The organism is Streptomyces sp. DSM 40868, from assembly GCF_011820545.1.
GTDB lineage: Bacteria > Actinomycetota > Actinomycetes > Streptomycetales > Streptomycetaceae > Streptomyces > Streptomyces eurythermus.
In genome coordinates this window covers 4,982,510-5,005,302 of the sequence record NZ_CP050504.1, presented here as the reverse complement: position 1 = coordinate 5,005,302, position 22,793 = coordinate 4,982,510, and the positions used below count along the sequence as shown (strand labels likewise).

Here is a 22,793-nt window from a genome sequence, read left to right as displayed (position 1 = left end):
AGTGACAGAAAGGGATGTTTCTTGGTCGCGTGTCGTTGCGTGGTTCCCCCGTCCGGGGCCACCGGCGAGACCGCCGGGCGCCCCGGATCGGGCCGGCGCCCGCGCGGGGGGCGCCGGCGCTCCTCAGAGCCGGGAGACGTTCCGCTCGTAGACCAGGCGCAGCCCGATCAGCGTCAGCCACGGCTGGTGCTCGTCGATCACCGAGGACTCCCCCAGCACCATCGGCGCGAGCCCGCCCGTGGCGATCACCGTCACGTCGTCCGGGTCGTCGGCCAGCTCCCGGGCCATCCGGTCCACCACCCCGTCGACCTGGCCGGCGAACCCGTACACGATGCCCGCCTGCATGGCCTCGACCGTGTTCTTGCCGATCACGCTGCGCGGCCGGGCCACCTCGATCTTCCGCAGCTGCGCGCCCTTGACGCCCAGCGCCTCCACGGAGATCTCGATGCCGGGCGCGATCACCCCGCCGACGTACTCCCCGCGCGCGGAGACCGCGTCGAACGTGGTCGCCGTGCCGAAGTCGACGACGATCGCCGGGCCGCCGTACAGCTCGACGGCCGCGACCGCGTTGATGATCCGGTCGGCGCCGACCTCCTTGGGGTTGTCGGTGAGGATCGGCACGCCCGTCTTCACGCCCGGCTCGACCAGGACGGCGGGTACGTCGCCGTAGTACCGCCGGGTGACCTCGCGCAGTTCGTGCAGCACCGACGGCACGGTCGCGCAGATCGCGATGCCGTCGATGCCGTCGCCCAGTTCCTCACCGAGCAGCGGGTGCATGCCCATCAGGCCCTGGAGCAGCACCGCGAGCTCGTCCGCCGTGCGGCGCGCGTCCGTGGAGATGCGCCAGTGCTCGACGATGTCCTCGCCGTCGAACAGGCCGAGGACGGTGTGCGTGTTGCCGACGTCGATGGTGAGCAGCATGGGCGTTACTCCGCTTCGCGCAGATCCAGGCCGATGTCCAGGATCGGCGAGGAGTGGGTGAGCGCGCCGACGGCCAGGAAGTCCACACCCGTGTCCGCGTACGCGCGCGCGTTGGCGAGCGTCAGCCGGCCGGAGGCCTCCAGCAGCGCCCGGCCGCCGACGATGCCGACGGCCTCCTCGCACTCGCCGGGCGTGAAGTTGTCCAGCAGGATCAGGTCGGCGCCCGCGTCCACCACCTCGCGCAGCTGGTGCAGGGTGTCGACCTCGACCTCGATCGGCACGTCCGGGAAGGCCTCCCGTACGGCCTTGAAGGCCGGTGCGACGCCACCGGCGGCGACCACGTGGTTGTCCTTCACCAGGGCCGCGTCGGACAGCGACATGCGGTGGTTGACGCCGCCGCCGCAGCGGACGGCGAACTTCTCCAGCGCGCGCAGGCCCGGGGTCGTCTTGCGGGTGTCGCGCACGCGCGCCTTGGTGCCCTCCAGCGCGTCCGCCCACGCGCGCGTGGCGGTCGCGATGCCGGACAGCCGGCACAGCAGGTTCAGGGCGCTGCGCTCGGCGGTGAGCAGGTCACGGGTGCGCGTGGTGACCGACAGCAGCTTCTGCCCGGCCTCGACGCGGTCGCCGTCCTCCACGTGCCGCTCGACCTCGAACTCGTCCGTGCAGACCACGGAGAGCACGGCCTCGGCGACCCGGAGGCCGGCCACGACGCCCGCCTCGCGCGCGGTGAAGTCGCCGGTGGCCACCGCGTCCTCGGGGATGGTCGCCACCGTGGTCACGTCCACGCCGCCGGCCAGGTCCTCCTGGATGGCGACGGTGGCGATGTCCTCGACCTCGACGGGGTCGAGCCCGGCGGCGGCCAGCAGCTCGGCGAGCGCGGGGTCCAGCCCGCACTCCAGGTACTCCTCGTCACCCTCGGCGCCGCAGCCGCAGCCGTCGCCGCAGCCGCCGGTCGGGGCGAGAGGAAGGTCGTCGGTGCTCACGTCTGTCACTGCTCCTGGGGGCGCTGGGTCTGCCGGGTCGGGGGGAAGTCTGCGGTGTCGGTGGTGCGTACGGCCAGCGACCGGTCGGGGTTGAGCCGTACGACGATGTGGCGCCGCCAGTGGGCGTCGTCGCGGTCGGCGCGGTCCTCGCGCCAGTGGCAGCCGCGGGTCTCCTCGCGCAGCCGGGCGGCGGCGACCAGGGCCCGGGCCACGCACAGGAGGTTGGTGGCCTCCCAGGTGTCCACGCCGGGCTCGGCGGTCTTGCCGTTCTCCTCCAGCGCCTCCCGGGCCTCGGCGTGCAGCCGCTGGAGCCTGCCTGCGGCCCGGGCGAGGGACTCCTCGGAGCGCAGCACGCCCGCGCCCTCGGTCATGATCCGCTGGATGGCGAACCGGGTCTCGGCGGCGAGCAGCGGGTGGGCCGGCTGGTCCGGCTGCGGGACCGGCACGGGCACGCGCGCGTGGAGGCCGTCGTCCGCCCGCTCCGCGGCGATGTCGGCGGCGATCCGCTCGGCGTAGACGAGCCCTTCGAGCAGGGAGTTGGAGGCGAGCCGGTTGGCGCCGTGCACGCCGGTGCAGGCCACCTCGCCGCACGCGTACAGGCCGGGCACGGTGGTGCGGCCGTGGGCGTCGGTCCGCACGCCCCCGGAGGCGTAGTGCGCGGCCGGGGCGATCGGGATGGGCTCGGTGACCGGGTCGATGCCGTTGGCGCGGCAGGCGGCCAGGATGGTCGGGAAGCGCTGCTCCCACATCCGGGCGCCGAAGTGCCGGGCGTCCAGGTACATGTGCTCGGCGTCCTGCTCCAGCATCCGCCGCAGGATGCCCTTGGCGACGATGTCGCGGGGTGCCAGCTCGGCCAGTTCGTGCCGGCCCAGCATGAAGCGCACGCCGTCGCCGTCGACCAGGTGGGCGCCCTCGCCGCGCACCGCCTCGGAGACCAGCGGCTGCTGGCCCTCGGCGTCCGCGCCGAGGAACAGCACGGTCGGGTGGAACTGCACGAACTCCAGGTCGGAGACCTCGGCGCCCGCGCGCAGTGCCAGCGCCACGCCGTCGCCGGTCGACACCGACGGGTTGGTGGTCGCGGAGTACACCTGGCCCATGCCGCCGGTCGCGAGGACCACCGCGGGGGCGTGCACGGCGCCCACGCCGTCGTGCTGGCCCTCGCCCATCACGTGCAGGGTGACACCGGCCGTACGGCCGTCGGCGTCCGTCAGCAGGTCCAGGACCAGCGCGTTCTCGATGGTGTGCAGCCCCCGCGCGCGTACCGCCGCCACGAGGGCGCGGGAGACCTCCGCGCCGGTGGCGTCGCCGCCGGCGTGCGCGATGCGGCGCCGGTGGTGGCCGCCCTCGCGGGTGAGGTGGATGTCGCCCTCGTCGTCGGTGTCGAAGTGGGCGCCGGTGGAGATCAGCCGCCGGACCGCGTCGGGGCCCTCGGTGACGAGGATCCGCACGGCCTCCTCGTCGCACAGGCCCGCGCCGGCCACGAGGGTGTCCTCGAGGTGCTGTTCGGGTGTGTCGCCCTCGCCGAGCGCGGCCGCGATGCCGCCCTGCGCCCAGCGCGTGGAGCCGTCGTCCAGCCGGGCCTTGGTGACCACAACGGTGGTCAGGCCGGCGGCCTGGCAGCGCAGGGCCGCGGTCAGGCCGGCCACACCGGAGCCGACGACGACCACGTCCGCGGAGATGGCCCAGCCGGGGGCGGGCGCGTGCAGTCGTATGCCTGTGCTGGTCACGAGGCGGCTCCGAAGGTGAGGGGAATGTTGTCGATCAGCCGGGTCGCGCCGACCCGGGCGGCGACGGCGAGGACGGCCTCGCCGGTGAAGTCGTCGCCGATCTCGGTGAAGTCGGCGGGGTCGACCAGCGCCAGGTAGTCCAGCCGCAGCGGCGGGTCGAGGCGGGCGGCCTCGTCCAGCACCTGGCGGGCGGCGGCGCGCACGGCCGCCGGGCCGCCGGGCGCGGCGGTGGCCACGGCGTGCGCGTCGGCCGCCGCGCGGGACTCGCCTATGGCGCTCAGCGCCTCGGCACGCGCGTGCGTGGAGGGCACTTCCCGGGCCCGCGCGCGCAGCGCCTCCTGGGCCGCGTGCCGGTCCCGGCCGGCGAACAGCGCGCGGGACAGCGCGAGCGCGGTCCGGCGCTCGTCCGGCGACAGGTAGCGGTTGCGGCTGGACAGGGCGAGCCCGTCCTCCTCGCGCACGGTCGGCACGGCGACGATCTCGACGCCGAAGTTCAGGTCCCGCACCATGCGCCGGATCAGGGCCAGCTGCTGGGCGTCCTTCTGCCCGAACAGGGCGATGTCGGGGCGGGTGAGGTGCAGCAGCTTGGCGACGACGGTGAGCATGCCGTCGAAGTGGCCGGGCCGCGAGGCACCCTCCAGGCGCTCTCCCATGGGCCCGGCGGACACCCGCACCTGGGGCTCGCCGCCGGGGTACACCTCGTCCACGGAGGGCGCGAACACGGCGTCGGCGCCGGCCCGCCCGGCGAGTTCCAGGTCGGCGTCCAGGGTGCGCGGGTAGCGGTCCAGGTCCTCGCCGGCGCCGAACTGGAGCGGGTTGACGAAGACGGTGACGACGACCTCGCCGTCCGGGCCCGCGATCTCGCGCGCGGAGCGGATCAGGGTCGCGTGGCCCTCGTGCAGGGCGCCCATGGTCATCACGACGGCACGGCGGCCGTGGCGCACGCGCGCGTGCAGCTCTTCGGCGGTGCTCAGCAGGGCGGTGGTCATCGGTCGTTCCCCTCGGTGCCGGTCGTGCCGTCGTCTCCCTGGTCCGGTCGGCCCCCGTCGGCGAGTACCCCCAGGAGGTCCTCGGCGAGTTCCGCCTTCAGCAGACCGGCCGCCAGCGCGCGGTCGGCGGTCGCGCGGGCCATGGCGAGATAGCCGGCCACGGTCTGCGGGGCGTGCCTGCGCAGCTCGGTGATGTGCGCGGCGACCGTGCCGGCGTCCCCGCGCGCGACCGGGCCGGTCAGGGCGGCGTCGCCGGAGCGCAGCGCGTTGTCCAGGGAGGCACCGAGCAGCGGGCCGAGCATCCGGTCGGGCGCGCCGACGCCGGCCGTGCGCAGCAGCTCCATCGCCTGGGCGACCAGGGTGACCAGGTGGTTGGAGCCGAGGGCGAGGGCCGCGTGGTACAGCGGACGATTCTCCTCGCTGATCCACTCCGGCTCGCCGCCCATCTCGATCACCAGGGCCTCGGCGGCCAGCCGCAGCTCCTCGGGCGCGGTGACGCCGAAGGAGCAGCCCGCCAGACGCTGTACGTCCACGGGGGTGCCGGTGAAGGTCATCGCCGGGTGCAGGGCCAGCGGTAGCGCGCCCGCGCGCAGGGCGGGGTCCAGGACCTTCGCGCCGTACCGGCCGGAGGTGTGCACCAGCAGCTGGCCCGGCCGTACCGCGCCGGTCTCGGCGAGACCGGCTACCAGGCCGGGCAGGGCGTCGTCGGGGACGGTGAGCAGCACCAGGTCGGCGCGCTGGAGGACCTCGGCGGGCGGCACCAGGGGGACGTCCGGGAGCATGGCCTCGGCGCGCCTGCGGGAGGCGTCGGAGACTCCGGAGACGGCCACCGGGCGGTGCCCGGCGAGCTGGAGGGACGCGGCCAGCGCGGGGCCCACGCGGCCGGCGCCGACGACACCGACGGTGAGCCGCGCGGGGCGGTCCTTGAGGTCTGGCTGGTGGACTGTACTCACGCGACGGCGGCCTTCCCGTTCCAGTCCGCTCTGGGTACCGGACGATTTCTCGTCATGTTAACGCTATCGGGTGGGGCGGCGGCCGGTTGTCCACAGGCTGTGGGTTTGTCCACACGCTCCGGCAGGAAAACCGACTGCCCGCCCGCGCGTGGGGCGGCATGATCCGTCCATGACTGATGCGGTGGTGCCGGACGGGCACGAGGACGACGACCGGCGGGCGGGCGCGGAGCCCACGGCGGCCGAGCGGATGCGGGAGCGGCGCCGGGCCGCCTTCGCGAAGGCGGAACGGGTGCTGTGGCGGCCGGGCTTCCGGCGCACGGTCCGCGAGCGGCTGGCGGTCCTGGACGCGGCGTCCGAGGTGTACGACCTGGACGGGTACGCGGACGTCTACGGCGACGGGATCGTGGAGGACCTGGAGCAGCGGGTCGCGGCCCTGCTCGGCACGGAGGCCGCCGCGTTCTTCCCGACCGGCACGATGGCCCAGCAGGTGGCCTTGCGCTGCTGGGCGGGCCGCACCGGGAGTCCCACGGTGGCCCTGCACGCCCTGGCCCACCCCGAGGTGCACGAACGGCATGCGTTCAGCCAGGTCAGCGGGTTGCGGCCGGTACGCGTGACCGGGGAGCCCCGGCTGCCCACGGCGGCCGAGATACGCGACTTCCCCGAGCCCTTCGGGACGCTGATGCTGGAACTGCCCCTCAGGGACGCCGGTTTCGTGCTGCCCACCTGGGAGGAGCTGACCGAGGTCGTCGAGGCCGCGCGGGAGCGGGACGCGGTGGTGCACTTCGACGGCGCGCGCCTGTGGGAGTGCACGCCCCACTTCGGCCGGTCCCTGTCGGAGATCGCGGGCCTGGCCGACAGCGTCTACGTGTCGTTCTACAAGTCCCTCGACGGCTTCGGCGGGGCCGCGCTGGCCGGCCCGAGGACGCTGGTGGAGGAGGCCAGGACCTGGCGGCACCGGTACGGCGGCGCGGTCTACCAGCAGTTCCCCACCGTGCTGTCCGCGCTCGTCGGGCTGGAGCGCGAGCTGCCCCGGCTGCCTGATTATGTGCGGCACGCGCGCGTGGTCGCCGCCGCGCTGCGCGAGGGTCTCGCGGCGGCCGAGGTGCCGTGGTCCCGCGTGCACCCCGAGGAACCGCACACCAACGAGTTCCGGGTCTGGCTGCCGTACGACGCCGACGTGCTGATGGAGGCCGCCGTGTCCCAGGCCGAGGAGACGGGCACGTTCCTCTTCGCCGACGCCTGGGACCGGGGCGGCCCGGGGCTGGCGTTCACCGAGGTCTCGGTGCGCGCGCAGGGCCTGGAGTGGACGGCGGACGACGTGCGGGCGGCCGTCGCCGACTTCGCCCGCCGGCTGCCCGGAGCCTGACCGGCGCGCGGAAGGGGCCGCACGCGGGGGCCGGGAGCGCTACGGCACCCGCGTGCCGGAGCCGTGGCGCACCACGGCACCACGGCATCACGGCGGCGGGCGGCGGCGCGGTCGCCGGTGGCGCGGCCGCCGCGATCACGGACCGCGCGGGTCGTCACAGCGCTCTGGGGCTCAGCCAGCGGCGCAGGGCGTACCGCAGCCGGCCGCGGGCCGGGCGCTCGGCGACGACGGCGCTGAAGTGCCGGTACTCGCGCACCTCACGCAGCGCGGCCAGGTCGTGCCGGCCCGGCGCGGGCGGTTCGGGCTCGCCGTGCAGGCGGGCGCGGTAACTGTCGAGGAGGTACTGCTGGGTGATGCTCATGGCGGATCGCCTTCTCGGGACGTTGGCTGATCGGGTGACTGATCGGGCTCCGCGGCTGCCCCGGTGCCTTCAGCCTGCTGTCCGTCCCGTGCGGTTGTCCCGTCGATTGACGCCAGCCGTCAATCGACGGGGACGTTGTCAGTGGGCGGGTGCACGATGGGTGCATGAGCGTGACCATCGACATCACCGGACTGCCCCTGGAGCGGGTCACCGTCGTGCCGTCTCCGCTGGCGGAGCTGGGGATGGCGCTGCACGCGCTGAGCGAGCCCGGCCACCATCCCGACCTGCGGGGCTGGGCGACCGCCGTCTCCTCCCGGCTGGAGCCCTGCCTGGCCGACCGGCTGTGCGAGGCGGACTTCCTGTGGCGTTCGACGTTCTCGGACGTCTTCGCGCCGTTCGCCGGCATCCCGGGCGGACGCGCGATGCCCGGGGCCACGCTCGCCGAAGAGCTGGACCTGCTGGACAAACTGACGGACGAGCAGTTCGTCCACGCGGCGCTGGAGTTCACCTGCCAGTTGCGCTACGACGTCCAGGAGGCCGGTCCGCTGGACGATCCGGAGCTGCGCCGGCGCTCCCTGGAGCTGGCCGCCGCGCGCGGGTCCGTGCAGGAGCGGTTCACCCACCGCCTGCTGTCGGATCCGCCGGCCGTGCGCGCCTGGTTCCGGCAGCTGATGCTCGACTGCGACGACGCGTTCTTCGCCGACACCTGGGCCCGTATCCAGCCCCAGCTGGCCGCGGACGCCCGGCACAAGACCGAGCTGCTGCGCCGCAAGGGGCTCGGGGAGGCCCTCGCCTCCCTGTCCGGGGCGGTCTCGCTGGACGAGGAGGGCCGGGTGATCACGGTCGACAAGCTGCTGGTGGGCCGCACCGCCACCGGCGACGGCGGCCTGGTGCTGGTGCCGACCAGCCTCGGCTGGCCGCACGTGATGGTCCTGCACCGGTACGGCTGGCAGCCGACGATCACCTATCCGGCGAGCGGTCCCCGGCCGCAGGCCCCGTCCGTGGAGCAGCTCACGCGCCGGCTGGACGCGCTGGCGCACCCGGTGCGGATGCGGCTGTGCCGGCACCTGGCGCGCTCCCCGCACACCACCAGCGAGCTGGCCGAGGCGCACGGCATGACCGCGCCCGAGATATCCCGGCACCTGTCGGTGCTGAAGAAGGCGGGCCTGATCACCGACTGTCGTCGCGGCCGGTACGTCCAGCACCAGCTGGACCTGACCGCGGTGGCCCGGCTGGGCAGCGACTTCATCGAGGGCGTACTGCGCTGAGGGGGCGCGCGCCGAGCCGCCGCCCGGAGTCGGTCGTCGCCGTCAGCCGTGACCGCCCGCGCGCACGAGTCCCGTCTCGTACGCCAATACGACCACCTGCACCCGGTCCCTGAGGCCGAGCTTGGTCAGGATGCGGCCCACGTGGGTCTTCACCGTCGCCTCGCTCAGCACCAGCCGGGCCGCGATCTCGCCGTTGGACAGGCCCTGCGCGACCAGCACCATGACCTCGCGCTCGCGCTCCGTGAGCCGTTCCAGCTCCTTGTGCCGGGGCTCCTTGCCGGTCGCGGGCAGCATCGGCGCGAAGCGGTCCAGCAGCCGCCGGGTGGTGGAGGGAGCGACGACCGCGTCACCGCTGTGCACGGCACGGATCGCGGCCAGCAGGTCGCCGGGCGGCACGTCCTTGAGCATGAAGCCGGAGGCGCCCGCCTTCAGCCCGGAGAAGGCGTACTCGTCCAGGTCGAACGTGGTCAGGATGAGCACCTTCGGCGGGTCGGGCTCGGAGCAGATCCGCCGGGTGGCCTCCACGCCGTCCAGCTTCGGCATCCGGACGTCCATCAGGATCACGTCGACGGCGGCGGACCGCAGCACCTGGAGGGCCTCCACGCCGTCGCCCGCCTCCGCGACGACCTCCATGTCCGGCTGGGCGGCGAGCACCATCCGGAACCCGGTGCGCAGCAGCACCTGGTCGTCGACGAGCATCACGCGGATCGTCATGGGTCCTCTTCCGTGTCTTGTCGGTTGCCGTCTTGGCGGTGCGGTGGGGCGCGCGGGGGCGCGCGACGGGGTCAGTGCGCCGGCTTGAGCGGCAGCAGGGCGCTGATGCGGAATCCTCCGCCGGGACGCGGTCCCGCGTCCAGCGTGCCGCCGACCATGCCGACGCGCTCGCGCATGCCGATCAGGCCGTGTCCCCGGCCGTCGGCGCCGCCCTCCTCGTACAGCTCGTGCGGGGCGCCCTTGCCGTCGTCCTCGACCAGCAGGCCCAGGCCGTCGTCGAAGTAGACCAGCCGTACGCTCGCGCCCGCGCCCGGCCCGCCGTGCTTGCGGGTGTTGGTGAGCGCCTCCTGCACGATCCGGTACGCCGTCAGCTCCACCCCGCTGGGCAGCGGGCGCGGAGTGCCCTCGACCTTGAAGTCGACCGGCAGGCCGGAGCTGCGGCACTGCTCGATCAGGTCGTCGATCTGCTCGACGTCGGGCTGCGGGACGTACTCTCCGGTCTCCTGGTGCTCACCGGTGCGCAGCACGCCCAGCAGACGGCGCATCTCGGCCAGGGCCTGGCGGCCGGTGGAGGAGATCGTCTCCAGGGCCTTCTTCGCCTGGTCGGGCGCGGTGTCCATCACGTAGTTGGCGCCGTCGGCCTGCACCACCATCACCGACACGTTGTGCGCGACCACGTCGTGCAGCTCGCGCGCGATCCGGGCGCGCTCGGCGGCGACCGCGACCTTCGCCTGCGCCTCGCGCTCCTTCTCCAGGCGGGCCGCGCGCTCCTCCAGCTGGGCGAAGTAGGCGCGCCGGGTGCGCATGGAGTCACCGAGCACCCAGGCGAGGGCGAAGGGCACCGTCTGGAAGACCGCGATGGCGACCTGCCCGGCGAAGCCGGCCTGCTCCTGCGGCCAGCGGATCTGGGCCGCGGCCGCCGCACAGAAGCTGACGGCGAGCGCCAGCCGGGAGGCCCAGCGCGCTCCGACCGCCGCGACGGTGTACGTGATCACCAGCATGGCGAAGTCGGCGACGGTCGTCTCGACGTCCAGGACCAGCTGGGCCAGCCCGGTCACCAGGGCGACCAGCAGCATCGGCTCCGGGAACCGGCGGCGCAGCGCCACGACCACGGACAGGACTGTGGACACGGCCAGACCGGCGGGCAGCGACCCGTGGTGGTCCGGCGACCCGTCCATGCTGACCTCGCTCAGCCCGGACATCCCGAACAGGACGACGGCCCAGAAGGTGTCGACCCAGGTCGGGTGGCGACGGAGGAAGTCATAGAGGCGCTGCACGTAACCCAGCGTAGGGAAACCGAGTGCGTGTAGGGGTCAACCGAAGGGCCGATCCGCGCCCGGCGCGCGTACTCCGCAAGGTGGATGCCGTGATCACCTGTGCGCCTAGTCTGGCTCCGTGACGGATGAGACGACGGGGGCACCCCCCGGGGACCCGGGCGGGGCACCTCCCGGAGACCCGGGCCCGCGCGGCTGGCGCGCGGCGGCCGGGGCGGCGCTGTACGGGCCGGGTGGCTTCTACCGGCGCCCGGAGGGGCCGGCCGGTCACTTCCGCACCTCCGTGCACGCCTCCCCGCTGTTCGCGCGGGCCGTGGCCCGGCTGCTGTGCCGGGTCGACGCGGCGCTCGGCCAGCCCGCCGTGCTGGACTTCGTCGACATGGCCGCCGGACGGGGCGAGCTGGCCCGCGGGGTCCTCGCCGCGCTGCCGGCCGAGGTGGCCGCGCGCACGCGCGCGTACGCCGTCGAGATCGCCGGCCGCCCGGCCGGCCTGGACGAACGGATCCTCTGGCGCGACGAGATCCCGGAGGAGGTCACCGGGCTGCTGTTCGCCAACGAGTGGCTGGACAACGTCCCCGTGGACGTCGTCGAGGTGGACGCGGCCGGCGTGCCCCGGCTGGTGCTCGTGGCGCGGGACGGCTCCGAGCGGCTCGGGGAACCGGTGACGGGGGCGGCGGCCGACTGGCTCGCGCGCTGGTGGCCGCTGCCGGCCGAGGAGGGGCTGCGGGCGGAGATCGGACTGCCCCGGGACGAGGCCTGGGCGTCGGCCGTGGCGCGGCTGGCGCGGGGGCTCGCGGTGGCCGTGGACTACGCGCACACCGTGGACACGCGCCCGCCCTTCGGGACGCTCACCGGCTTCCGGGAGGGACGCGAGACGGCGCCCGTGCCGGACGGCTCGTGCGACATCACGGCGCACGTCGCGCTGGACGCGTGCGCGGCGGCACCGGGCACGCCGCACCCGGCGGGCAGGCCGTACCCGCCGCACTCGCCGTCGGCTCCGGCGCAGGCGTCCTCCGAGGCGGCGCACGGGACTCCCGGAACAGCGCGCGAACTGCCCCGACCGCGCCTGCTCACGCAACGCGCTGCCTTGCGCGCCCTGGACATCACCGGCGCACGCCCCCCGCTCACGCTGGCCTCCACGGACCCCGCCGGCTACGTACGCGCCCTCGCGAGCGCCGGGGAGGCCGCCGAACTCACGGCGGCGGGCGGCCTCGGCGACTTCGGCTGGCTGCTCCAGCCGGCCGGCATCCCGGACCCCCTGGAAGCGGACGCGTAGGCCCCGTGGCGGGCCCGGCGCGGCCTACTTGTCGATGTCGCCGACCACGAAGAACATCGAGCCCAGGATCGCGACCATGTCCGCCACCAGCGTTCCCGGCAGCAGCTCGGTCAGCGCCTGGATGTTGTTGTACGAGGCCGAGCGCAGCTTCAGCCGGTACGGGGTCTTCTCGCCCTTGCTCACCAGGTAGTAGCCGTTGATGCCGAGCGGGTTCTCGGTCCACGCGTACGTGTGTCCCTCGGGCGCCTTCAGCACCTTCGGCAGCCGCTGGTTGATCGGCCCGGGCGGCAGCCCGGCGAGCCGGTCCAGGCAGGCGTCGGCGAGGTCCAGGGCGTTGTGGGTCTGCGCCAGCAGCACCTCGAAGCGGGCGAGGCAGTCGCCCTCGGCGCGGGTCACCACCTTCAGCACGTCCTGGAGATCGCCGTAGGCCAGGTACGGCTCGTCGCGGCGCAGGTCGAAGTCGACGCCCGAGGCGCGCGCGATGGGCCCGCTCACGCCGTAGGCGTGCACCGCCTCCGGCGAGAGCTGCCCCACCCCGCGCGTGCGCCCCCGGAAGATCTCGTTGCCGAGCACCAGGTCGTCGAAGACGTCCATGCGCGAGCGCACCGCGGCGACGGCCGCACGCGCGCGTGCCGTCCAGCCCGCCGGCAGGTCCTCCTTGAGGCCGCCGACGCGGTTGAACATGTAGTGCATCCGCCCGCCGGAGACCTCCTCCATCACGTTCTGGAGCACCTCGCGCTCCCGGAACGCGTAGAACACCGGCGTGATCCCGCCCAGCTCCAGCGGGTAGGAGCCGAGGAACATCAGGTGGTTCAGCACCCGGTTCAGCTCGGCGAGCAGGGTGCGCGTCCACACCGCCCGCTCGGGGACCTCCATGCCGAGCATCCGCTCCACGGCGAGGACCACGCCCAGCTCGTTGGAGAACGCCGACAGCCAGTCGTGGCGGTTGGCGAGCACGATGATCTGCCGGTAGTCGCGCGCCTCGAAGAGCTTCTCGGCGCCCCGGTGCATGTATCCGATCACCGGCTCCGCGCGCACGATGCGCTCCCCGTCCAGTACGAGCCTGAGCCGCAGCACACCGTGCGTGGACGGGTGCTGGGGCCCGATGTTGAGCACCATGTCGGTGCTCTCCGCCGCACCGCCGATGCCGACCGTGGTCTCCGTCGTAGGAGTCATGGGCCCAGTTTCCCCTACGTACGCTGGGCACATGGAAACGGGGAGCCTGGACGGGACCGGAGAGCCGGCGGACCAGCCGGTGTGGCGGCGGCTGGAGCCGGGGCTGCTGCGGGTGCGGCGGCTGCTGCTGGCGGTGTGGGCGGGGGTGCTCGCGGTGGCGGCCGGGCTGCTGCCGGGACTCTTCGCGGGCCCGGCGTGGGCCGCGTGCGCGCTGCTGCCGCCGGCGTGCGCCGCCTTGTGCTGGCGGCTGCTGGAGCGCAACTGGCGCTCCTGGCGGTACGCCGAGCGCGCCGACGACCTGCTGATCAGCCGCGGTGTCCTGTGGCGCGAGGAGACGGTGGTGCCGTACGGGCGGATGCAGCTGGTGGAGGTGACCTCCGGGCCCCTGGAGCGGCGCTTCGGGCTGGCCACCGTACAGCTGCACACGGCCGCCGCCGCGACCGACGCGACCATCCCCGGCCTCGACCCGGCCGAGGCGGAACGGCTGCGCGACCGGCTCACCGAGCTGGGCGAGGCACGATCGGCGGGCCTGTGACGTCCCGGGAGCGGGCCGAGGGCACGGGCGGCGGCATACCCGGGCGGGCCGAAGGCACGGGCGGCAGCACATCCGGGCAGGGCGAGCGCGCGGACACCCGTGTGCCGGAGCAGAGCGAGCGCGCGGACACCGGTGTGCCGGAGCGGGGCGAGGGCGCGGACGCCGGTGTGCCCGGGCGGGCGCCCGTCATCGAGCGCCGGCTGCACCCGGTCACACCCCTGCGCCGGGCGTGGGCGCCGCTCGCGGTGCTGGCCGGCTGGGCGGTGCACGACCCGAACGCCGCGCAGGAGCAGCTCGCACGGCTCACGGACACCATGCTCCTGCTGGGTATCGCGGTGCTGGTGCCGGCGGCCGGCCTCTACGGCTTCCTGTCCTGGTGGTTCACGCACTACGCGGTCACCGACACCGAGCTGCGCATACGCACCGGACTGCTGTTCCGGCGCACCGCGCACATCCGGCTGGAGCGCGTCCAGGCCGTGGACGTCTCCCGACCGCTCCTCGCGCGCGTGGCGGGCGTCGCCAAGCTGCGCATCGACGTCGTGGGCACCGACGACAAGGACGAACTGGCCTTTCTGAGCGAGCGCGAGGCGCGCGCCCTGCGCGCGGAGCTGCTCGCGCGCGCGGCCGGTTTCGCGCCCGAGACGGCGCGCGAGGTCGGAGAGGCACCGGCGCACGTCCTGCTGCGCGTGCCCCCACGCGAGCTGGCGCGCTCCCTGGTGCTGACGGGCGCCACCTGGGGCTCGCTGTGCGCCGCGCTGGTCGTCCCCACCCTGCTGTGGCTCTTCACGGAGAACGTGTGGACGGTCCTCGTCACCGCCCTGCCGCTGCTCGGCACGGCCGGGGCGAGCAGCGTGGGCCGGTTCGTCACCGAGTTCGACTGGACGGTGAGCGAGTCGCCGGACGGGCTGCGCATCGACCGCGGGCTGCTGGACCGTGCCCACGAGACGGTGCCGCCCGGCCGGGTGCAGACGGTACGGATCGTGGAACCGCTGCTGTGGCGGTGGCGCGGCTGGGTCCGGGTCGAACTCGATGTGGCCGGATCCGACAACTCCGTGCTGGTGCCGGTCGCCCCGCGCGCGGTCGCCGAGGCGGTCCTCGCGCGCGTGCTGCCCGGGGCGTCGGTGCCGGCCGGGCTGTCGCCCGTACCGCGCCGGGCCCGCTGGTGCGTGCCGGTGTGGTGGCGCGGGCACCGGCTCGCGGTCACCGGCCCGGTGTTCGCCGCCCGCAGCGGCCTGCTGTGCCGCCGGCTCTCGCTGGTGCCGCACGCCAAGGTGCAGAGCGTACGGCTCACCCAGGGGCCCTGGGAGCGGCGCTGGGGGCTCGCCGACGTACACGTGGACACCGGCGCCGACAAGACCGTCACGGCCCGGCTGCGCGACGCCGGGGAGGCCGCGCGGCTCCTCGCCGAGCAGGCGGAGAGGTCCCGCACGGGCCGCAGGGACGCCCCGCCGGACCGCTGGATGACGGCGCGCTGACCGGCGCGCGATCCGCGGGCCGACACGCCTCGGGCCCGGCTCCCTCGGGGGAGCCGGGCCCGTCGCGGTGCTGTCGTCGGTGGCTCAGGAGGCCGCGCTGCGCAGCCCCTGGACGTCGATCTGCTCGGTCTCGTCGTGCGCCGTCAGGTCGATGATCTGACCGATCCCCCGGGACCGCTCGTCGGCGGGCTTGAACCCGGCCTCGGCCTCGGCCTTGTGCACGGCGAGCGCCTCGGGGCCCACCACGTCGGCCAGGTCCTCGTTCTGCACGGAGTCCAGCGCGGCCTTCGGGGTGCTCTTCTCCTTCTGCGTGCCGAAGAAGTCGAACCCGCCCTCGGTCACCGGCCGCCGCGCGGGCGCGGCCGGCACGACGGCCACGGCGGGCGGCACACCGAAGTTCCCGGCGGCCGGCACCACGGGCCCACCGGCCGGCGCTACGGCGTCGACGGCACCGCCCGGACGGTCCGCGACCCCCTGCGCCGGGCCGGCGGGAGCGGGCTGGGAGTCGGGAGCGGCCGGGGAGGCCGGAGCGGTCAGGGCACCGGAGGCGGGGGCCGGGGCCTCGGGGACGGGGCCGACGGCCACGGAGGGCACCCCGGAAGCGGAGGCAGCCCCGGACACGGCCCCGGCAACCGGAGCGGGAGCAGACCCCGGAACGGGAGCAGACCCCGAAGCGGCAGCAGACCCCGGAACGGGAGCAGACCCCGAAGCGGCAGCGGACCCCGCGACCGTAGCGGCCCCACCCGGGACCTCACCACCGGAACCCCCCTGCCCAGGAACCCGCGCCGGGCCGGCCACCGGCGTCGCCGCACCAGGCGCCCCCGCCCCGGGTTCCACCGCACCAGGCATCCCAGCCCCGGTTTCCACCACCGCAGGCTTCCCGGCCAAGGACCCCGCCGCCCCGGCCTCCCCGGTCACGGCCTCCCCGCTCACGGCCTCCCGGGACCCAGTCCCTCTCGAACCGGCCCCGGTGGCCCCGGGCTCATCCCCCTCCGAAGCCGTCTCGGTGGCCGTGCCCAGCCGGCCCTCCGGCCCGTCCCCGGGTTCGCCCGGAGCCCGCCCTTCGAAGCGGGCCAGTGCCGTGAGGGCCCGCCGGTACAGCCGGGCGCCCTCGGGGGAGAACACCGCGGGTGCCGTCGGGGCGGCCTCGGCGGAGCGGGCGGGCGGCAGCGCGGGGGCCGTCGGGCGCGCGGGGGCCGGCTCCGGCACCGTCGCTTCGAGTTCCAGCAGCCGGCGGCCCTCCAGGGCGCTGGCCCGCTCGGTCTCGGCGGTGGCGTACCGGCGCAGCAGGGCCGCGTGCTCGTTGCGCAGGCCGGCCAGCTCGGCGCGCTTGGCGCGCAGCCGCTGCTCCAGCTTCGCGCGCAGTTCGCGGGACTCCTCCAGGTCGGTCTCCAGTTCGGCGACCCGTTCCTCGAAGCGCCACTCGTCACCGGCACGCGCGCGCGTCAGCTCGGCGACTCGCCGGCCCGCCTGCACGTCCCAGCGGCGCATCACGAACGCGCCGACGACCGCTGTCGCCGCTGCCGCGGCGGCCAGCGCGCGCAACACCGTGGCCTCGGAGAACACCCAGGGAGCCGACGCGCAGACGACGGAGACGCCGGCGATCGCCGAGGGAGGCAACAGCCGGTGCAGAGGGGAGGAATGGCGGTGGCGTCCACGTGGCATGGCCAGAAACTTACCGCGCGTAGGTGGATCGTGGGCCCCGGCCCGTAAAAACACGGCCACACCAGGGGCCTCACGAGGCGTCAGACCGTACGCCGGCTCAGTGGTCGGCCAGCCGTCCGCTGATCCACTGGAGCGTCGGCGGGATCTCGCGCCGCCAGGTGTTGAAGTTGTGACCGCCGCTGTCGAGGATGATCGACGAGATCCGGGTCCGGTCGGTGGCCCGCACCCGCTGGATGAAGTCCATCGTGGACTTGTAGTTGTGCTCGCCCACCTTGCTGCTGGTGACGAGCAGCGAGGTGTCCGGCGCGGGCTCGTGCCGCAGCAGCCAGAACAGGTCGGCTCGGTTGCGCAGCTTGGCGTCGCCGTGGAAGAGGTCGCCGGTAGTGGGGTCGATCGGCGCGTTGTAGTACGGCGACAGGCCCGCGCCGGCCGCGTACACGCGCGGGTGGTGCATGGCGAGCTTGAGCGCGCAGTAGCCGCCGGTGGAGTCGCCGACGATGCCCCAGCCGCCCGGCCGCTTGCCGGCCCGGTAGTGACCGAGGACGGCGTCCGGCAGATCCTTGGCGAAGAACGTCTCCGTCCGCGGCCCGCCCGGGATGTCCACGCACTCGGTGTCGCGCGGCGGCGCCACGGTCGGCCGCAGCATCACCAGGATCATCGGCTGTACGCGCCCGTCCCTGGCCAGCCGCTGCGCGGTGCTCGGGTAGTTCAGCTTGTCCACCAGCGACCGCGCGGTGCCCGGGTAGCCGGTCAGCACGACCGTCGTCGGGAACGTGCGCGTGCGGTACTGCGGCTGGAAGTACTCCGGCGGCAGGTACACGTACGCCGGTGTCGCGATGTGCGTCGTACGGCCGACGATGTCCACCTTCTGGATCTGTCCGCCCCGCTCCGGCCGGGAGGAGTGCACGCCGGGCACCTCGGAGGTGGAGACCACCTGGAGCGGGCCGCCGTCGCCGCCGTGCGCCGAGTGGTCGACCACCACGCCCTGCCCGGTCTCCGTGCCGAACAGGTCGGCCCAGCTGGCGTAGAAGCCGAAGGCCTGGTTGGCGGCGAGGCCGACGGAGGCGAAGAGCGCCACCTGGGTGGCCAGCAGCAGACCGACCCGCCCGCTGACGGACCGCCAGTGCTGCCGGGCCAGGCGCGGCCACAGCCACACCGTGCCGATGAACAGCACGGCGGCGATCACTATCGCCAGCCACAGCACTTTGTTGCTCGTGAGACCCATGGGCTGTTTCCTGTCCGCGCTTTCCGCCCGTGCCGTACCCACGCCTGGTGCGCGCGCTTGCCCGGGGCTTTCCTTGGCCTTTGACCCGACTTTCCGGAGGGGAGTGAACCTCCCTCCCCCAGACACCGTCCTAGAGGGCGCAATGTCGCCGGATGCCCCGATGGCACCGGATTCAAGGTCTCTCGCTGAACTACGGGATGCGATGTCTGTCAGGATAGATGGGGAAGTGTCGGGCGGGGTTCCGAGTCGGTCCAGCCGCGGGCGGCGCCTGCTGCGCGGGCCGCGCCCCGAGGCCGTTCCCGTTCTGGTCGGCCGGGCGGCCACGCTCGTGGGCCTCCTGGACATCGCCGCGGGTGTCTTCCCGCGCTTCCGGCACAGCCGTATGCACGCCCTGGCCGAGGTGCTGCCCGGCTCGTTCGGGCCGTTCGCGGCGGCGCTCTCGCTCAGCGCGGGCGTGCTGTTGCTGCTGCTCGCGCACGGGCTCAAGCGGCGCAAGCGCCGGGCCTGGCGGGCCGCGGTGGCGCTGCTCCCGGCGGGCGCGGCGGCACAGTTCGCGTACCGGCACTCGCTCGTCGGCGCGCTCATCGCGGTCGCCCTGCTGGTGCCGCTGCTGCGCCACCGGGACCAGTTCGCCGCCCTGCCCGATCCGCGCAGCCGGTGGCGCGCCCTCGCCAACTTCGTTCTGATGAGCGCCGGTTCGGTCCTCCTCGGGCTCGTCATCGTCAGCGTCCATCCGGGCCGGACGATCGGCGACCCGAGCCTGGCCGACCGGCTGACGCACGTCATCTACGGCCTGTTCGGTTTCGAGGGCCCGGTCGACTACCAGGGCAACACGTCCTGGACGGTCGCCTTCTCCCTCGGCGCGCTCGGCTGGATCACCGCCGTGACCACCATCTACCTGGCCTTCCGCCCGGAGCACCCGGCCGCCCGCCTCACCGAGGAGGACGAGGAGAAGCTGCGCGCCCTGCTGGCCAGGCACGGCGGGCGCGACTCGCTCGGCCACTTCGCGCTGCGCCGCGACAAGGCGGTGGTGTTCTCGCCGAGCGGCAAGGCCGCGGTCACCTACCGGGTCGTCTCCGGGGTGATGCTCGCCAGCGGCGACCCCATCGGGGACGTCGAGGCCTGGCCGGGCGCCATCGAGCGCTTCATGGACGAGGCCCGGGCCCACTCCTGGACGCCCGCCGTCATGGGCTGCTCGGAGACCGGCGGCGAGGTGTGGACCCGCGAGACCGGCCTGGACGCCCTGGAACTGGGCGACGAGGCGGTGGTGGACGTGGCGGATTTCTCGCTCGCCGGACGCGCGATGCGCAATGTGCGCCAGATGGTCAAGCGCATCGAGCGGGCCGGCTACGAAACCCGGGTGCGGCGCATCCGTGACCTCGGCGAGGCCGAGCTGGAGCGGATCCGCCGGGCTGCGGAGGACTGGCGCGGCACGGACACCGAGCGCGGCTTCTCCATGGCGCTCGGCCGCATCGGCGACCCGGCCGACGGCGACTGTCTGATCGCCACCGCGCACAAGCAGGACGACGAGCCGGGCGAGTACGGCGATCTGAAGGCGATCCTGCACTTCGTACCGTGGGGCAAGGACGGCGTCTCGCTGGACCTGATGCGCCGCGACCGCGCCGCCGACCCGGGCATGAACGAGCTGCTGATCGTCGCCGCCCTCCAGGCCGCTCCCAAGTTCGGCATCACCCGGGTCTCGCTGAACTTCGCGATGTTCCGCTCGGCCCTCGCGCGCGGGGAGAAGATCGGCGCCGGTCCGGTGCTGCGCGCCTGGCGCGGGCTGCTGGTGTTCCTCTCGCGCTGGTTCCAGATCGAGTCGCTGTACAAGTTCAACGCCAAGTTCCAGCCGCGCTGGGAGCCGCGGTTCGTGGTCTACCGGGCCCCCGCCGACCTGCCCCGCATCGGCTTCGCCGCCATGCAGGCCGAGGGCTTCGTCGACCTCGCCGTGCCGCTGCCGCGCTTCCTGCGCCGGCGCCGCCCCGCGCCCGGACGCCCGTGCGGGCACGTGGGCGAGCGGGACGTCCGGGCCGCCTGAGCACCGCGCACCGGACGCCCCGGCCCGCCGGCGGCCCCCTCGCCGAGGGGGCCGCAGCGCGTTCCCGGCACCGGCCTGGGCCTACGCTGAACGTATGAACAGCATCAGCGGGCGCGGCCGGGTGGCCGGCCTTCCGGCATGGGACCGGTGCGCGGTCATGGGGGTCGTGAACGTCACCCCCGACTCCTTCTCCGACGGCGGCCGCTGGTTCGACACCACCGTCGCCGTCAAGCACGGCCTGGACCTGGTCGCCCAGGGCGCGGACCTGGTCGACGTGGGCGGCGAGTCCACCCGGCCCGGCGCCACCCGCGTGGACGAGGCCGAGGAGCTGCGCCGGGTGGTGCCCGTGGTGCGCGGCCTGGCCTCCGAGGGGGTCGTCGTCTCCGTCGACACCATGCGCGCCTCCGTCGCCGAACAGTCCCTCGCGGCCGGTGCCGCCCTCGTCAACGACGTCAGCGGCGGCCTGGCCGACCCCGCGATGATCCCGGTGGTGGCCGCCGCGGGCGCCCCCTTCGTCGTCATGCACTGGCGCGGCTTCCTCCAGGGCGGCAACGTCAAGGGCGTCTACACGGACGTGGTCGCCGAAGTCGTCCAGGAGCTGCACGCGCGCGTGGAGGCCGTGCTGGCCGGCGGCGTCGCCCCGGACCGCGTCGTCGTCGACCCGGGCCTGGGCTTCTCCAAGGAGGCCGAGCACGACCTCGCCCTCCTCGCCCACCTGGACCGGCTGCGCGGCCTCGGTCACCCGCTGCTGGTCGCCGCCTCCCGCAAGCGGTTCCTCGGCCGGGTGCTGGCCGGACCGGAGGGCCCGCCCCCGCCGGCCCGGGAACGGGACGCGGCCACGGCCGCCGTCTCCGCACTCGCCGCGCACGCCGGCGCGTGGGCGGTGCGCGTCCACGAGGTACGCGCCACGGCGGACGCGGTACGGGTCGCCCGGGCCGTGGACGAGGCGCGCGGCACGAAGCGCACGCACGGCGCGGACGGCGAGCGCGGGCCGGAAGGAGCCCGGTGAGCGCCCCCCACACCGACGTCGAGCAGGTGGAAGCCGCCAACACCGCCTTCTACGAGGCACTGGAACGCGGCGACTTCGAAGAGGTCTCCGCGCTCTGGCTGACGCCCGCGGAACTGGGCGTGGACGAGACGTACCACGACCCCGCGGACACCGGCGTGATCTCCTGCGTGCACCCCGGCTGGCCGGTGCTGACCGGCCGCGGCGAGGTCCTCAGGTCGTACGCCCTGATCATGGCCAACACCGACTACATCCAGTTCTTCCTCACCGATGTGCACGTCTCCGTGACCGGCGACACCGCGCTGGTGACCTGCACCGAGAACATCCTCAGCGGCGGACCCGCACCGGAGGAGGGCGCGGAGCTGGGGCCGCTGCTCGGCCAGCTCGTCGTCGCCACGAACGTGTTCCGGCGCACCCCCTCGGGCTGGAAGCTGTGGTCGCACCACGCCTCCCCCGTCCTGGCCGAGACCGCCGAGGACGACGACGACACCGGTGCGAACGGCCCGCACCCGGACGACGGCCCCCTCGCCTGACCGGCCGCCCCACCCGGCCCCGGGCGGCGGACCGTCCGGGAGACGGACACGTGGTTGGAATCACCTACCCCCGGGTAGAAGCGGCTACCGGCCCCTGACACGGCCGGGTTCCCCAGGGGAAACCCGCGGTGAACCCTCCGGGTTCCGGCCCGCACCCGCGCCCCCGCGGCCGGGCGCTGTCGGTGCCCGCAGGTAGATTCGTCTCCAGACCGGTGTGCCGCCCGCACGCGGCACGGGCCGGTCCTTCCCGACGACTGCAGGAGTGATTCGCGTGGATCGTGTCGCGCTGCGCGGCCTCAAGGCCCGTGGGCACCACGGGGTGTTCCCCAAGGAGCGCGAGGACGGCCAGACCTTCATCGTGGACCTCGTCCTCGGTCTGGACACCCGGCCGGCCGCGGCCGACGACGACCTGACGAAGACCGTGCACTACGGCATCGTGGCCGAGGAGGTCGTGGCCGTGGTCGAGGGCGAGCCGGTGAACCTCATCGAGACCCTCGCCGAGCGGATCGCCCGGACCTGCCTGAAGCACGAAGGGGTTCAGGAGGTCGAGGTGTGCGTCCACAAGCCGGACGCGCCGATCACCGTCCCCTTCGACGACGTGACCGTCACCATCACCCGGAGCCGAGTATGACCCGACCTTTCCGCCAGGGTCACAGCGACCCGACCGTCCAGCCGGTACCCGTCTCGGTCGTCGAGAAGGTGGACGCCGCCGACACCACCCTGCACAACCCCCAGTGGGCCGTGATCTCCCTCGGCTCCAACCTCGGCAACCGCCTGGAGACCCTCCAGGGGGCCGTGGACGCCCTGGAGGACACCCCGGGCGTGCGGGTGAAGGCCGTCTCGCCGGTGTACGAGACCGAGCCGTGGGGCGTGGAGCCCGGCAGCCAGCCGTCGTACTTCAACGCGGTCGTGGTGCTGAAGACGACCCTGCCCCCCGCCTCCCTGCTGGAGCGGGCGCACGCCGTCGAAGAGGCCTTCCACCGCGTGCGGGACGAGCGCTGGGGCCCGCGCACACTGGACGTCGACATCGTGGCGTACGCCGACGTCACCTCGGACGACCCGCAGCTCACCCTGCCCCATCCGCGCGCCCACGAGCGCGCCTTCGTGCTGGCGCCCTGGCACGACGTGGACCCCCAGGCCCAGCTCCCCGGCCGTGGCACGGTCGCCGAACTGCTGTCCGCGATCACCCGTGAGGGTGTGGCGCACCGGAAGGACCTGGAACTCCGGCTGCCCGAGTAGTCGTTAAGGTCGAGGCGGGTCGGGACCGAAGAACGACCACCGTCCGGGACGGTCCGGGGGAACAACTGA

At 74.3% G+C, this 22,793-nt stretch carries 21 protein-coding genes; 10 read left to right on the top strand and 11 right to left on the bottom strand.

Going from position 1 to position 22,793, the window contains the following annotated elements; translation table 11 throughout:
- Window positions 1-123 precede the first annotated feature (123 nt).
- Genes HB370_RS22815 through HB370_RS22795 form a run of 5 tightly spaced genes read right to left on the bottom strand, consistent with a single transcriptional unit; the run spans window position 124 to window position 5,573 of the window.
- Window positions 124-921, bottom strand: a complete 798-nt coding sequence (locus tag HB370_RS22815) for a type III pantothenate kinase (protein WP_030606136.1) — start codon at window positions 919-921, stop codon at window positions 124-126.
- A 5-nt stretch (window positions 922-926) separates the two neighbouring features.
- Window positions 927-1,904, bottom strand: coding sequence for a carboxylating nicotinate-nucleotide diphosphorylase (nadC, locus tag HB370_RS22810; protein ID WP_030781655.1), 978 nt, complete (start codon window positions 1,902-1,904; stop codon window positions 927-929).
- 5 nt (window positions 1,905-1,909) lie between these two features.
- Window positions 1,910-3,631 (bottom strand): L-aspartate oxidase, encoded by a 1,722-nt coding sequence (locus HB370_RS22805; protein ID WP_030781658.1) that lies wholly within the window; start codon window positions 3,629-3,631, stop codon window positions 1,910-1,912.
- The gene (gene panC, locus HB370_RS22800) at window positions 3,628-4,620 is read right to left on the bottom strand and encodes a pantoate--beta-alanine ligase (protein WP_030781661.1); all 993 of its coding nucleotides are present in this window, start codon (window positions 4,618-4,620) and stop codon (window positions 3,628-3,630) included. Before panC ends, HB370_RS22805 begins: the two co-directional genes overlap by 4 nt.
- Complete coding sequence (locus tag HB370_RS22795; RefSeq protein WP_030781665.1) at window positions 4,617-5,573, bottom strand: DUF2520 domain-containing protein; 957 nt, start codon at window positions 5,571-5,573, stop codon at window positions 4,617-4,619. The genes panC and HB370_RS22795 overlap by 4 nt, the downstream gene beginning before the upstream one ends.
- Window positions 5,574-5,820: 247 nt before the next feature.
- On the opposite strand from HB370_RS22795, the gene HB370_RS22790 reads away from it, so the two are divergent.
- Window positions 5,821-6,939 (top strand): beta-eliminating lyase-related protein, encoded by a 1,119-nt coding sequence (locus HB370_RS22790; RefSeq protein ID WP_244406044.1) that lies wholly within the window; start codon window positions 5,821-5,823, stop codon window positions 6,937-6,939.
- Between the two features lie 154 nt (window positions 6,940-7,093).
- Here the strand turns inward: HB370_RS22790 and HB370_RS22785 are convergent, their stop codons facing one another.
- Complete coding sequence (locus HB370_RS22785; RefSeq protein ID WP_030781671.1) at window positions 7,094-7,300, bottom strand: hypothetical protein; 207 nt, start codon at window positions 7,298-7,300, stop codon at window positions 7,094-7,096.
- A 164-nt stretch (window positions 7,301-7,464) separates the two neighbouring features.
- On the opposite strand from HB370_RS22785, the gene HB370_RS22780 reads away from it, so the two are divergent.
- Complete coding sequence (locus HB370_RS22780; protein WP_030781674.1) at window positions 7,465-8,568, top strand: DUF5937 family protein; 1,104 nt, start codon at window positions 7,465-7,467, stop codon at window positions 8,566-8,568.
- 42 nt (window positions 8,569-8,610) lie between these two features.
- On the opposite strand, the gene HB370_RS22775 is transcribed toward HB370_RS22780, so the two are convergent.
- Window positions 8,611-9,282, bottom strand: coding sequence for a response regulator transcription factor (locus tag HB370_RS22775; RefSeq protein ID WP_030781676.1), 672 nt, complete (start codon window positions 9,280-9,282; stop codon window positions 8,611-8,613).
- A gap of 71 nt (window positions 9,283-9,353) precedes the next feature.
- Window positions 9,354-10,559, bottom strand: a complete 1,206-nt coding sequence (locus tag HB370_RS22770) for a sensor histidine kinase (protein ID WP_030781679.1) — start codon at window positions 10,557-10,559, stop codon at window positions 9,354-9,356.
- A 217-nt stretch (window positions 10,560-10,776) separates the two neighbouring features.
- Here HB370_RS22770 and HB370_RS22765 point away from each other — a divergent pair, with 217 nt between their 5' ends.
- A complete protein-coding gene (locus HB370_RS22765; RefSeq protein WP_244406043.1) occupies window positions 10,777-11,832 on the top strand; it encodes an SAM-dependent methyltransferase in 1,056 nt (351 codons plus the stop codon).
- A gap of 24 nt (window positions 11,833-11,856) precedes the next feature.
- Here the strand turns inward: HB370_RS22765 and HB370_RS22760 are convergent, their stop codons facing one another.
- Window positions 11,857-13,008, bottom strand: coding sequence for an NADH-quinone oxidoreductase subunit D (locus HB370_RS22760; RefSeq protein WP_030781685.1), 1,152 nt, complete (start codon window positions 13,006-13,008; stop codon window positions 11,857-11,859).
- 31 nt (window positions 13,009-13,039) lie between these two features.
- Between HB370_RS22760 and HB370_RS22755 the strand changes: the two genes are divergently transcribed.
- Both HB370_RS22755 and HB370_RS22750 read left to right on the top strand, forming a co-directional pair.
- Window positions 13,040-13,543, top strand: coding sequence for a PH domain-containing protein (locus HB370_RS22755; RefSeq protein WP_030781689.1), 504 nt, complete (start codon window positions 13,040-13,042; stop codon window positions 13,541-13,543).
- 134 nt (window positions 13,544-13,677) lie between these two features.
- Window positions 13,678-15,018 carry a PH domain-containing protein gene (locus tag HB370_RS22750; RefSeq protein ID WP_030781694.1) on the top strand — a complete coding sequence of 447 codons (1,341 nt, stop codon included), beginning with the start codon at window positions 13,678-13,680 and terminating at the stop codon, window positions 15,016-15,018.
- Between the two features lie 84 nt (window positions 15,019-15,102).
- Here HB370_RS22750 and HB370_RS22745 read toward each other — a convergent pair whose 3' ends face one another.
- Window positions 15,103-16,683 carry a hypothetical protein gene (locus HB370_RS22745; RefSeq protein WP_030781697.1) on the bottom strand — a complete coding sequence of 527 codons (1,581 nt, stop codon included), beginning with the start codon at window positions 16,681-16,683 and terminating at the stop codon, window positions 15,103-15,105.
- A gap of 97 nt (window positions 16,684-16,780) precedes the next feature.
- A complete protein-coding gene (locus tag HB370_RS22740) occupies window positions 16,781-17,908 on the bottom strand; it encodes an alpha/beta hydrolase-fold protein (protein WP_030781700.1) in 1,128 nt (375 codons plus the stop codon).
- Window positions 17,909-18,134: 226 nt separating this feature from the next.
- Between HB370_RS22740 and HB370_RS22735 the strand changes: the two genes are divergently transcribed.
- From HB370_RS22735 to folK, 5 genes are all read left to right on the top strand, one after another.
- Window positions 18,135-19,946 (top strand): phosphatidylglycerol lysyltransferase domain-containing protein, encoded by a 1,812-nt coding sequence (locus tag HB370_RS22735; protein ID WP_030781703.1) that lies wholly within the window; start codon window positions 18,135-18,137, stop codon window positions 19,944-19,946.
- Window positions 19,947-20,040: 94 nt separating this feature from the next.
- Window positions 20,041-20,955 (top strand): dihydropteroate synthase, encoded by a 915-nt coding sequence (folP, locus tag HB370_RS22730; RefSeq protein WP_030781706.1) that lies wholly within the window; start codon window positions 20,041-20,043, stop codon window positions 20,953-20,955.
- Complete coding sequence (locus tag HB370_RS22725) at window positions 20,952-21,485, top strand: nuclear transport factor 2 family protein (protein WP_030781709.1); 534 nt, start codon at window positions 20,952-20,954, stop codon at window positions 21,483-21,485. Before folP ends, HB370_RS22725 begins: the two co-directional genes overlap by 4 nt.
- Window positions 21,486-21,756: 271 nt before the next feature.
- Window positions 21,757-22,116: a dihydroneopterin aldolase gene (folB, locus tag HB370_RS22720; protein WP_030781712.1), complete on the top strand. Its 360-nt coding sequence runs from the start codon at window positions 21,757-21,759 to the stop codon at window positions 22,114-22,116.
- Complete coding sequence (gene folK / locus HB370_RS22715; RefSeq protein WP_030781717.1) at window positions 22,113-22,724, top strand: 2-amino-4-hydroxy-6-hydroxymethyldihydropteridine diphosphokinase; 612 nt, start codon at window positions 22,113-22,115, stop codon at window positions 22,722-22,724. The genes folB and folK overlap by 4 nt, the downstream gene beginning before the upstream one ends.
- Window positions 22,725-22,793: the final 69 nt, after the last annotated feature.